The sequence below is a fragment of the Micromonospora sp. U56 genome, from assembly GCF_018070095.1.
Taxonomy (GTDB): Bacteria; Actinomycetota; Actinomycetes; order Mycobacteriales; family Micromonosporaceae; genus Micromonospora; species Micromonospora purpureochromogenes.
This window is the reverse complement of sequence record NZ_JAGPYL010000026.1, coordinates 50,595-61,261: the sequence shown is the minus strand read 5'-3', so window position 1 is coordinate 61,261 and position 10,667 is coordinate 50,595. Positions and strand designations below refer to the sequence as shown.

The following is a 10,667-nucleotide window of genomic DNA, read 5'->3' as shown; positions in this document are numbered from 1 at the left end:
AAGTGTTGCCAAAGGAATCCCAACCAACAGCACTCCCGAAGAAGAACTGCCAGTCCGGGGTATAAATCATAATTGGCACTGGCTTTTCAAGCACCCTGTTGAGTTCTCAAAGAACAACCACACACCATCCGAAAGCTCCACACCGTGGAACCCCCGTCCGGGGCAACCTCTCTAACTTACTCGGCCCGACTTTCGCTGTCAACCTCGTGTTTGAGGCGATCAACTTGGTACGGCCCGGTCCACGCTGACGCTCACCGTATCCGGTGGTCGTTTCTGTCGTGGGAAGTCGGCAGACCGGCCGATCGCCGCTTCGCGGCCACCCGCCCGGCTCCCTGCCGGCTTTCGAACTCTACCCGGTCGGTCTCGCGATCGCAACCCCGTCTTCCGGGGTGTCTCGCACCGCCCGCGCCCCAGCCTCGCTCGGCGTCTCCACCACGAGCCTGGTGCCCGCTCTCGGCCGGTTTGTCCGGCCTCCCGCGTGCAGAGAGAAAGTTACGCGGACTGGCCCGGAGAAGGCAAATCAATGATCGTCATTGGCGGATCCGGCGTGCGGTCCGGCGCCCCGCCGGCGTACCCGATCGGATCGGCGCGCCGGCCGGCCGGCGGCGTGCCAGAGTGGCTGCCATGGATCCCGTGTCCCGATCCCCGGCGGTCACCCTCGCCGACGAGGCGCTGCTCGGACTCCTGGCGCCCTTCTGGCAGCTGGTGATCGCCGCGGTCGTGCTCGCCGTCGTCGTCCTCTCCACCGCCCGGCTGGCCCGGCGCGGCCGGTCCCGGATGACCACCGCGTTGCTCGTCACCGCCGCGGCGATCGTCGGCCTGACCGTGATCGGCGTACTCGTCCAGTGATGACCGGCGCTCAGAGCCGCCGGTTGGCGAGGCTGGGCAGCTCGGTACGGATGGTGTGCAGCCGGTCGAGGTCCAGGTCGACCACGCTCAGCCCGGGGCCGTCGGGCACCTGACCGAGCACCGTCCCCCAGGGGTCGACCACCATGCTGCGCCCGAAGCAGGTTCGCTCCGGCTCGTGGTCGCCGATCTGACCGGCGGCGGCCACGAAGCACTGGTTCTCGATGGCCCGCGCCCGCAGCAGCACCTCCCAGTGGTCCCGGCCGGTGTGCATCATGAACGCGGCCGGCACGACCAGCAGGTGCGCTCCCCCGTCGACGGCCAGCAGCCGGTAGAGCTCGGGGAAACGCAGGTCGTAGCAGATCGACAGACCGACCCGCAGACCCTCGACGTCGACCACCACCGGCTGGTCGCCGGGGGCGACCGTCGCCGATTCGAGGTACGACACCCGCCCCGGGATCTCCACGTCGTACAGGTGGATCTTCCGGTAGCTGGCGGCGAGCGCGCCGGAGCGGTCGAACACCAGGGAGGTGTTCCAGGTGTGCGCCGGATCCGGGCCGGCCTCGTGGAACGAGCCCGCCACCACCCAGATGCCGAGCCGCTCGGCGACGCCGGCGAAGAAGGTGCCCACCGTGCCGTCCACCGGCTCCGGCTCCGGCATCGCCTTGGCGGGGCCGAGGTAGTCGACGTACTCCGGGAGGACCGCGAGATCCGCGCCGGCCGCGGCGGCCCTGACCAGCAGGGCCTCGGCGGCGGCCAGGTTGGCCGCCCGGTCGTCGCGGGCGTTGAGCTGGCAGACGGCGACGCGCATGAAGATGAGGGTACGGGCGGACGACGGCCGGGGACAGCGTCAGACGCTGGCGAGCACCAGGGCGCCGGCGGCGAACCCGAGACCGGCCAGCTGCACCGGCCGGAGCCGTTCCCGGTCCACCGCCAGCGCGAGCAGCACGGTGCTGGCCGGGTAGAGCGCCGCGATCGCGGCGACCACACTCAGGTGGCCACGAGCTGCGGCGGCCAGGTAGAGCGCGTTGGCGGCGCTGTCGAGCAGGCCGGCGGCGGCCGCCCAGCCGAGTACCCGCGGACCGATCCGCAGGCGTACGCCGGTGCCGACCGCGAGCGCGACACCGAAGACGATGGAGCTGAGCCGCAGCGCCAGCACCGGCCACATTCCGGCGGCCGGACCGGCCTGGCCGAGCAGGGCGAAGAAGACGCCGAAGAGCGCCCCGGCGGTGAGGGCCAGCCAGATCATCCGGGTGGACACCGCGCCGCGCGCGCCACCCTCGCCGAGGCTGACCAGGGCGACGGCGAGCACGGCCAGCCCCGCACCGCAGAGCGCGAGGGTGCCGGGCCAGCGGGCGGTCAGCAGCCCGGCGATGATCGGCACCACCGCGGCGGTGATCGCCGTGACCGGCGCCACCACGGCCATCATCCCGGCGGCGAGGGCCCGGTAGAGCAGCATCACCCCGGCGGCGCCGGCGACGCCCGCACCGAGCCCCCACGCCAGGTCGACGGCGGTGGGGGTGCCGGGTACCACCAGCACCAGCAGGAGCAGCAGCGGCACGCTCAACACCTGGGAGACCACGGTGACGGCGACCGGGTCGGCGCGGCGGGACGCCTTGCCGCCCGAGAAGTCGGCGGTGCCGAAGGCGACCGCGGACACCGCCGCGAGCATGATGGGGAACATCGAACGGTCCTACCAGACGACGGGCGGACCCGGCCAGTGTGATCCCGTACCGAACGACGGCACGGCCACCGGTGGTGGCCGTGCCGTCGTCGTCAGTGTGGTGCGCCGGTCAGGCGGACTTCTCCTCGCGCTCCCGGCGGGCCCGGCGGCCGGTGAACTCCCGCGGGACGATGGTCGGGTTGACGTTTTCCAGGACCACCTCGCGGGTGATCAGCACGCGGGCGGCGTCCGGGTTGCTCGGCACCTCGTACATCGCGGAGAGCAGGACCTCCTCGATGATGGCGCGCAGGCCACGGGCACCGGTGCCGCGCAGCATCGCCTGGTCGGCGATCGCCTCCAGCGCCGGCTCGTCGAACTCCAGCTCGACCCCGTCCAGCTCGAAGAGTCGCTGGTACTGCTTGACCAGTGCATTGCGCGGCTCGGTGAGGATCCGGACCAGGGCGGAGCGGTCCAGGCTGCGCACGTTGGTGATCACCGGCAGCCGGCCGACAAACTCGGGGATCAGCCCGAACTTGAGCATGTCCTCCGGCATCACCTGGCTGAAGATGTCGTCGGTCGACCGCTCGGAGACCGACCGGAGCCGGGCGCCGAAGCCGGTGCCGCCGTGGCCGGTGCGGGCCTCGATGATCTGGTCGAGCCCGGCGAAGGCGCCACCGCAGATGAACAGCACGTTGGTGGTGTCGATCTGGATGAACTCCTGGTGCGGGTGCTTGCGCCCGCCCTGCGGCGGCACGTTGGCCACCGTGCCTTCCAGCATCTTCAGCAGCGCCTGCTGGACACCCTCGCCGGAGACGTCCCGGGTGATCGACGGGTTCTCCGACTTACGGGCGATCTTGTCGACCTCGTCGATGTAGATGATGCCGGTCTCGGCGCGCTTGATGTCGTAGTCCGCGGCCTGGATCAGCTTGAGGAGGATGTTCTCCACGTCCTCGCCGACGTACCCGGCCTCGGTCAGCGCGGTGGCGTCGGCGATGGCGAACGGGACGTTCAGCATCCGGGCCAGCGTCTGCGCCAGGTGGGTCTTGCCGCAACCCGTCGGGCCGAGCAGCAGGATGTTGGACTTGGCCAGCTCGACGGCGTCGCTGCCGGAACCCGGCGCGCCGGCCGCCTCGGCCTGGATCCGCTTGTAGTGGTTGTAGACCGCGACGGCGAGCGCCTTCTTGGCCTGGTCCTGACCGACGACGTAGTTGTCGAGGAACTGGCAGATCTCCATCGGCTTGGGAAGCTCTTCCCACTTCACCTCGCCGGACTCGGCCAGCTCCTCCTCGATGATCTCGTTGCAGAGATCGATGCACTCGTCGCAGATGTAGACCCCGGGGCCCGCGATGAGTTTCTTGACCTGCTTCTGCGACTTGCCACAGAAGGAGCACTTCAGTAGGTCGCCGCCGTCACCGATCCGTGCCACCTACGTTCTCCCTGCACTCGTCGGCCGGAACGCCGGCCCTGACCTGCGGGCGCCGCGCGCCCGTCCGTCTCGATCCCTGCCGCCGGCCCGACCCGCCCAGCGGTACGGAACCGACGTTACCCGCTGACGGAGGTTTCTCCGACCCCCAAAACGGGTGTGTCAGAGGTCGGCCGGAAACGACGCTCCGACCGACCTCCGACCCGGTACTGCTCAGGTAGCGGCCTGGGCCGCCAGGAGACCCTTCTTGCGGCTGGTCAGGATCGTGTCGACCAGCCCGTACTCCTTGGCCTCCTCGGCCGTCATGATCTTGTCCCGGTCGATGTCCTTGCGGACCTGCTCGATCGGGCGGTTGCAGTGCCGGGAGAGCATGTCCTCCAGCTGGGTCCGCATCCGCAGGATCTCCCGGGCCTGGATCTCGATGTCCGAGCCCTGCCCGTAGCCGCCCTCGGTGGCCGGCTGGTGGATGATGATCCGCGAGTTCGGCAGCGCCATCCGCTTGCCCGGGGTGCCGGCCGACAGCAGGACCGCCGCCGCGCTGGCCGCCTGACCCAGGCAGACGGTGGAGATGTCCGGACGGACGTACTGCATGGTGTCGTAGATCGCCGTCATCGCGGTGAACGAGCCACCCGGCGAGTTGATGTACATGATGATGTCGCGGTCCGGATCGGTGCCCTCGAGCGTCAGCAGCTGCGCCATCACGTCGTTGGCGGACGCGTCGTCCACCTGGACGCCGAGGAAGATGATCCGGTCCTCGAAGAGCTTGTTGTACGGGTTGGACTCCTTGACCCCGTACGACGTGCGCTCGACGAACGACGGCAGGACGTAGCGGTTGTGCACGGCCGCGAACTGGGGCGGCAGGCTCAGATCGGTCATCGTCAGCTCCTCAGCTCAGGGTCCCGGCGCCATCCGGAACCTGAGCGGCCCCGATGATCACCTTGTCGATGAAGCCGTAGTCCATGGCCTCCTGGGCGGTGAACCAACGGTCCCGGTCCGAGTCCGCCTCGATCTGCGCCTGGCTCTGGCCGGTGTGGTGCGCGACCCGCTCCTGGAACATCCGCTTGGTGTAGAGCATCTGCTCGGCCTGGATCGCGATGTCGGAGGCCGTGCCGCCGAGACCACCGGACGGCTGATGCATCATGATCCGCGCGTGCGGGAGGGCGTACCGCTTGCCCTTCGTGCCGGCGCAGAGCAGCAGCTGGCCCATGGAGGCCGCCATGCCCATCGCCACGGTCGACACGTCGTTGTCAATGAACTGCATGGTGTCGTAGATCGCCATGCCGGAGTAGACCGAGCCACCCGGCGAGTTGATCCAGAGGTTGATGTCGCGGTCCGGGTCCTCCGCCGCGAGCAGCAGCAGCTGCGCGCAGATGCGGTTGGCGACCTGGTCGGTCACCTCGCTGCCCAGGAAGATGATCCGCTCCTTGAGCAACCGGTTGTAGACCGAGTCGTCGAGGTTGCCAATGGAGTCGCCACCGCGGGCCTCGATCGCCCGGAGCGACTTCTTGGGGATGTGCATGTCGGTCATGGCAGCCCTTCGCTCTCCGTACCGTCCTCCCCGACACTAACCGCTCAGCCGGGTGATCGACTCCCGGTCGGGGCACTGTTCGCTCTCAGCGCAGTTGTGCCTCCGACGGACCCGGAAAACGGTTTCGGCCGCCGTCCACCGCACGGGCGGACGGCGGCCTACCGGGGAAGATCAGTGCTCGTGGTCGTGCTCGTGCGCCTGCTCGCTCTCGGCCCGCAGCGCCTCGAGGGTGACCTCGTTGCCGGCGGTGTCCTTGATCTTGATCTTCTCCATGACCGCCGCGAGGGCCTTGCCGCGACGCACGTCACCGAAGACGGCGGCGGCCGCGCCGGAGCGCACCAGCTGGTCGTAGTACTGCTGCGGCGCCATGCCGGCCCGCTGCGCGCGGTGGACGATCTCGTGGCCGAATTCGTCGTCGGAGACCTGGACGTCCTCGGCGTCGGCCAGCGTGTCCAGCAGGAGCTGGATCTTGACGCCCTCGGTCGCCGCCTCGTTCAGCTCGGCGTCGATCTGCTCCTCGGTCTTCTCCTCGGCGGCGAGGTACTCCTCCAGCGAGGCGCCGATCCGCTCCAGCTGGTCGATCATCGCCGCCTTGCGGCTCTCGACCTCCTCGCGGACGACACCCTCCGGCGCCGGCACCTCGGCGGCCGCGACGAGCTGCTCCAGGGCCTTGTCCCGGGCGGCATAGATCTGCTCGACCCGCTTGCCCCGGGTGACCCGCTCGCTCAGGTCGTCACGGAGCTCGGCGATGGTGTCGAACTCGCTGGCCATCTGGGCGAAGTCGTCGTCCAGCTCCGGCAGCTCCTTCTCCTTGACCGTGCGGACGGTCACCGCCACCTCGGCGTCCCGGCCGGCGAAGTCGCCGCCCACGAGCTGGGTGGTGAAGGTGGTGCTCTCGCCGGCGGCGAGGCCGACCACGGCCTCGTCCAACCCCGGCAGGAGCTGCTTGCTGCCGACCTCGTGCGAGATGTTGCTGGCCGAGCCGCCCGGCACCTCCTCGCCGTCGACGGTGGCGTTCAGGTCGATCTGGACGTAGTCGCCCTCCTGGGCGGCCCGCTCGACCGTCTTGAGGGTGGCGAACCGCTCGCGCAGGCTCTTGACCTGCTCGTCGATCTCGCTGTCGTCGATCTGCAGCTCGTCCACGGTCACCTCGACGGTGGCCGGGTCCGGCAGGGTGATCTCCGGGCGGACGTCGACCTCGGCGGTGAAGTTGAGCGAGTCACCGTCGTTGAACTCGGTGATCTCGACCTCCGGGCGGCCGAGGGTCTTCAGGTCGTGCTCACGGACCGCCGCGAGGATGTTCTGCGGAATGGCCTCCTGCACCGCCTCGTTGAGGACGGTGCCCCGGCCCACCCGCTGGTCGATGACGGCGGTCGGCACCTTGCCCCGGCGGAAGCCGGGAACCTGCACCTGCGAACCGATCTCCCGGTACGCCTTCCTGAGGCTCGGCTCGAGCTCGACGAACGGCACCTCGATGGCGAGCCGCACGCGCGTCGGGCTCAGAGTCTCGACGGTGCTCTTCACAGGCGTACTCCTTGACGGATCTCAGTTTGAGTCTGGGCGTGTTTGCGCGCATCGAGTGTAGGCGAGCCGGGCTGCTGCTCCGGCAGCGCCCGGGTACCGCGCGACAAAAATCGGCGACGGCCCGGGCGACCCGGCCGGCGGACGACAGTCGGGGTGGCGGGATTTGAACCCACGGCCCCTCGCTCCCAAAGCGAGTGCGCTACCAAGCTGCGCCACACCCCGTGGCGACGAGAAGTGTATGCCGTCGGTACCCGGCGGAGGTGCCGGGGAGGCCCCCAACCCGCCGAACCCCCACCAACCGGACTCCCCTGTCCCCCGACGGGCCCCGCCCGGCGCCGGCCGCCCTGGCCGCCTTTCGGAGAAAGCCGGCGGCGGCCGCCCTGGCCGCACTTTCCGAGAAAGAGTGGCCTCCGGGCGCTGCGAGGCCACTCTTTCTCGGAAAGTGCGGCGGGGCACGGGAGGGGACGCGTGGATATGCCTGTGCGCGGTGGGTGGGGGGACCGGGTAGGCTGTCGGCGCGTCCCGTCGTGGCGGGGCGACTGCGGGCGTAGCTCAATGGCAGAGCTTCAGTCTTCCAAACTGACGGTGCGGGTTCGATTCCCGTCGCCCGCTCCACCACGAAGGCCCAGGCAGGCCGCATGATCGCGGTGCCTGACCCTTTCACTTCTCCCCCATTCTGAATCTTGCGTGCCAGCCGTACTCAGGGTGGGCGGACGACTCGGCGGGAGCCGCCGGTCAGTCGCCGCGCGGCGATCCCTCGGGATGCGGGTGCTCTTCCCTGGCCCGGTAGGCGAGGGCCAGCTTGTACCGGGACGCCTGGGTGTCCGGGTGATCCTCGCCCAGCACCCGCGCCCGGGAGGCGAGCGTCGCCTCGTGCAGCGAGATCGCCTCACCCAGCCGACCCTCGGCCTGGTAGGCGCAGGCCAGGTTGCTCCGTGACGTCAGGGTGTCGGGGTGATCCGCACCCAGGCCGGATGATCCTCCCCCAGCACCCGCTCCCGGGCGGCGAGCGTCGCCTCGGACAGCGCGATCGCATCGGTCAGCCGACCCGCCGCCTGGTAGGCGGTGGCCAGGTTGTTCCGCGCCTTCAGGGTGTCCGGATGCTCGTCCCCGAGCAGCTGTGCGGCGGTGGCGGCGACGTGCTCCCCGTGGTCGATGGCGGCCGGGTACGAGCCGCGCGCGACCAGGTGGTAGGTCAGGCCGTTGTTGACCCCCACCACCTCCGCGCACAGGTCGGCGTCGAGCTGCACCGCGACGTCCCGCAACGCCACCGCGTGGGGGCGAGCAACCGCCACGCCTCCCGGTCGCCCGGATCGGCCGGGTGCAGTCGCCGGTCCCCAGCCACGACGAGGCGAGCCGCTGCCGCCAGGAACGCGCGGCGCCGGCCCTCCCGGTCGGCGTGCACCCGGGACACCTCGGCCACCAGTGGGTGCATCAGCACCCCGTCCCCACCCGTCGTGCCGGCCGGCGCGCTCTCCACCAGGCCCACGGCCCGCAGCCCCGCCAGCGCCGCCGCCAGCTCGACGCGCCCCTCGTCGCCGCCGGACAGCAGGCCGGCGCTACCGAGCACCCGCAGGTCGAGCATCGACACCGGCACCACCGAACCCGCCACCAGGAAGGACAGCACCCGCAACACCGTCCGGGCGCGGACCCGGCCCTGGCGCCAGCGCGTCCAGCGAGATCTCCCAGGTCGAGAGCACCTGGCGTCGGGGATCCCGCGTCCCCCAACCCGGCGCGCCCTCGTCCACCAGGCCGACGGACCGCGCCGCCAACAGGTCGAGGTAGGCGGCCAGCCCCACTTCGGCGACCCCGGAGCCGAGGTACGACCCGGCCAGGTGCACCGCCAGCGGCAGGCGTCCCAGCCGGTCGGCCACCGCCACCGCGGCCGGCATCAACTCCGCCTCTCCGGCCCGGCCCATCCGGTCCAGCAGCATCAGCGCCGCCGACCGCTCGTCCAGCTCGCCTAAGGGGACGAGGCCGGCCCGGTGTCCCCAGACCCGGGCGTCGGTCACCCGGCTGGTCACGACCACGGTCCCGCTGCCGGCCGGACGCACCCAGCCGGTGCCGCCCGCCACGCTCGCACCCGCAGGGGCGAGCACGGCCGGATCGTCCGCGTTGTCGATCACCAGCAGCCACCGGCCCGGCACCCGCTCCAGCCACCGCCACACCAGCCCCGCCAGGGCCACGTCCGAACCGGCGGCGGCCACCTCCTCCGCAGGCGCCCCCGCTTCGCGGGCCACCGCCGACATGCCGGCCACCAGGGCCGTGCCGTCGACCGCCGACACCCACCACACCCGCCAGCCGTCGGCCCGCGCGGCCCGCGCCGCCGCCAACGCCACCGTCGTCTTGCCGCAGCCGCCCAACCCCGCCACCACCCGTACCGGGGACGGTCCCGCGGCGGACGGCGCCAGCAGGTCCACGACCACGTCGTCGCGACCACGGACCACCGTCGGCAGCTCGCCGATGGGCGCGTCGACCACCCCGGTACGACGCGGCTGTTCGATCCGCACCGCCGCACCTGGGTCGGCACCGGCATCGGCCTGGGACGGGTCGGTCCGGGCGGCCCGACTGCGCTGCACCGACAGCGCCACGGCGCTCAGCACGACCAGCAGCACCGCCCCGACGAGCAGCGAGGGGAACGGGTACCGCCGGATGACGTCGAGGCCCCACCACCACGCCTGCTGGTCGCTGGCCGCGTTCACCGCCAGGGCGACCACCTGGGTGACGACGACACCGAGCGTCAGCACGGCCGCCGACACCACCGCGGCGAAGGACGCCGACCACCGCCGTCGACCCGGTACCGCCACAGTGGATCACACTCCGCCACGCTCTGGTCACCTGAAGCCCTGCGTCATTGAACCGCATCCACGCACCGACTGCCCATCGACGAACCGTCCCGTGAACCCCTGCCCCGAGGACGAACCAGCCGGCAGCCGGCGACCCGGACACGGTCGCTCCCACCGCAGCGCCGGACCCCCACCCGGGTGCGGTGGGACGACGGAGGCGGCGTTCGCCGCCTACCATCCCGTCCATGACGAGCCCCGGTCTCGGGTTGACCGCCGCACCGCGCCCAGCGGGGCGCACCCTGGCCCGTACGCAGTTCCTGCTGGTCGGCGCGTACGTCGTCGCCGTCGGCGTCGCCCTGGGCCGGGCCGCTGCCTTCTCCGGGCACCTCTACCTGCCCCGCCAGGGTGACGAGGCCACCGGCAACGCCGACCTCTGGCCGGGACTGTGGAGCGGGGTGTGGCTGGTGCTGGTCGTCGTGATCGGCATGGTGCCCCTGGCCGCGGCGGCCACGGCGCTGGTCGCCGTCACCCGGCTGGCCACGCCCCGGATGCGTACCGCTTCCGCCCGGTGGCGCAGCCTGCTGGTGAGCACGATTCTCGCCGCCGCCGTGGTCGCCGCATGGTTGAGCCCGCAGTCGACCACTCTGTACAACTGGCTCCTCGACTAGCCCCAGCCTGTGCGCCGGCACACGATCGTCCGGCCATCGTGGTCGCCACCGCTCGGTCGCGCACTTCCGTTTCGGACCGGGAAACGGGGCCGGGCGGTCGATCGGCTCTGCTGCATCGGCTGCGTACGATGCGGGGCCGGGCAACTCGTGGGCGTGGAGGTATCGACCGATGGCTGGCCAGCAGGACGGGTTCGCCCTCGGCGTCGACCTCGGCACCTCCAACACCGTG

General features: G+C 71.1%; 12 protein-coding genes and 2 tRNA genes. 3 read left to right on the top strand and 11 right to left on the bottom strand.

Annotation, left to right across the window (positions count from 1 at the left end; translation table 11 throughout):
• Nucleotides 1-624 precede the first annotated feature (624 nt).
• Nucleotides 625-849: a hypothetical protein gene (locus tag KBX37_RS12290; protein ID WP_210776030.1), complete on the top strand. Its 225-nt coding sequence runs from the start codon at nt 625-627 to the stop codon at nt 847-849.
• Nucleotides 850-859: 10 nt separating this feature from the next.
• Here KBX37_RS12290 and KBX37_RS12285 read toward each other — a convergent pair whose 3' ends face one another.
• The 7 genes from KBX37_RS12285 to KBX37_RS12255 form a co-directional block, all read right to left on the bottom strand.
• Complete coding sequence (locus KBX37_RS12285) at nt 860-1,657, bottom strand: carbon-nitrogen hydrolase family protein (RefSeq protein WP_210776029.1); 798 nt, start codon at nt 1,655-1,657, stop codon at nt 860-862.
• A gap of 39 nt (nt 1,658-1,696) precedes the next feature.
• Nucleotides 1,697-2,530: an EamA family transporter gene (locus KBX37_RS12280; RefSeq protein WP_210776028.1), complete on the bottom strand. Its 834-nt coding sequence runs from the start codon at nt 2,528-2,530 to the stop codon at nt 1,697-1,699.
• 109 nt (nt 2,531-2,639) lie between these two features.
• Complete coding sequence (gene clpX, locus KBX37_RS12275; RefSeq protein ID WP_210776027.1) at nt 2,640-3,935, bottom strand: ATP-dependent Clp protease ATP-binding subunit ClpX; 1,296 nt, start codon at nt 3,933-3,935, stop codon at nt 2,640-2,642.
• A 210-nt stretch (nt 3,936-4,145) separates the two neighbouring features.
• Complete coding sequence (locus KBX37_RS12270; protein WP_210776026.1) at nt 4,146-4,808, bottom strand: ATP-dependent Clp protease proteolytic subunit; 663 nt, start codon at nt 4,806-4,808, stop codon at nt 4,146-4,148.
• Nucleotides 4,809-4,818: 10 nt separating this feature from the next.
• Complete coding sequence (locus KBX37_RS12265; protein ID WP_088960728.1) at nt 4,819-5,460, bottom strand: ATP-dependent Clp protease proteolytic subunit; 642 nt, start codon at nt 5,458-5,460, stop codon at nt 4,819-4,821.
• A gap of 171 nt (nt 5,461-5,631) precedes the next feature.
• A complete protein-coding gene (tig, locus tag KBX37_RS12260) occupies nt 5,632-6,984 on the bottom strand; it encodes a trigger factor (RefSeq protein WP_210776025.1) in 1,353 nt (450 codons plus the stop codon).
• A 148-nt stretch (nt 6,985-7,132) separates the two neighbouring features.
• Nucleotides 7,133-7,206 (bottom strand) — tRNA-Pro (locus KBX37_RS12255).
• Between the two features lie 319 nt (nt 7,207-7,525).
• Between KBX37_RS12255 and KBX37_RS12250 the strand changes: the two genes are divergently transcribed.
• Nucleotides 7,526-7,599: transfer RNA gene (locus KBX37_RS12250), tRNA-Gly, on the top strand.
• Between the two features lie 120 nt (nt 7,600-7,719).
• Here KBX37_RS12250 and KBX37_RS35970 read toward each other — a convergent pair.
• The 4 genes from KBX37_RS35970 to KBX37_RS12230 are packed head-to-tail and all read right to left on the bottom strand — an operon-like array spanning nt 7,720 to nt 9,791.
• Nucleotides 7,720-7,881, bottom strand: coding sequence for a tetratricopeptide repeat protein (locus KBX37_RS35970; protein WP_374103732.1), 162 nt, complete (start codon nt 7,879-7,881; stop codon nt 7,720-7,722).
• Between the two features lie 44 nt (nt 7,882-7,925).
• A complete protein-coding gene (locus tag KBX37_RS12240; RefSeq protein WP_210776024.1) occupies nt 7,926-8,234 on the bottom strand; it encodes a tetratricopeptide repeat protein in 309 nt (102 codons plus the stop codon).
• Nucleotides 8,180-8,611 carry a hypothetical protein gene (locus KBX37_RS12235; RefSeq protein ID WP_210776023.1) on the bottom strand — a complete coding sequence of 144 codons (432 nt, stop codon included), beginning with the start codon at nt 8,609-8,611 and terminating at the stop codon, nt 8,180-8,182. Before KBX37_RS12235 ends, KBX37_RS12240 begins: the two co-directional genes overlap by 55 nt.
• Nucleotides 8,544-9,791: a hypothetical protein gene (locus KBX37_RS12230; RefSeq protein ID WP_210776022.1), complete on the bottom strand. Its 1,248-nt coding sequence runs from the start codon at nt 9,789-9,791 to the stop codon at nt 8,544-8,546. The genes KBX37_RS12235 and KBX37_RS12230 overlap by 68 nt, the downstream gene beginning before the upstream one ends.
• Before the next feature lie 224 nt (nt 9,792-10,015).
• Here KBX37_RS12230 and KBX37_RS12225 point away from each other — a divergent pair, with 224 nt between their 5' ends.
• A complete protein-coding gene (locus tag KBX37_RS12225; protein ID WP_210776021.1) occupies nt 10,016-10,438 on the top strand; it encodes a hypothetical protein in 423 nt (140 codons plus the stop codon).
• The last annotated feature ends 229 nt before the right edge of the window (nt 10,439-10,667 follow it).

Coding starts and splice junctions, on each gene's coding strand:
- KBX37_RS12290 (WP_210776030.1), top strand. CDS start 625: ATGGATCCCGTGTCCCGATCCCCGGCGGTCACCCTCGCCGACGAGGCG.
- KBX37_RS12285 (WP_210776029.1), bottom strand. CDS start 1,657: ATGCGCGTCGCCGTCTGCCAGCTCAACGCCCGCGACGACCGGGCGGCC.
- KBX37_RS12280 (WP_210776028.1), bottom strand. CDS start 2,530: ATGTTCCCCATCATGCTCGCGGCGGTGTCCGCGGTCGCCTTCGGCACC.
- KBX37_RS12270 (WP_210776026.1), bottom strand. CDS start 4,808: ATGACCGATCTGAGCCTGCCGCCCCAGTTCGCGGCCGTGCACAACCGC.
- KBX37_RS12265 (WP_088960728.1), bottom strand. CDS start 5,460: ATGACCGACATGCACATCCCCAAGAAGTCGCTCCGGGCGATCGAGGCC.
- KBX37_RS12225 (WP_210776021.1), top strand. CDS start 10,016: ATGACGAGCCCCGGTCTCGGGTTGACCGCCGCACCGCGCCCAGCGGGG.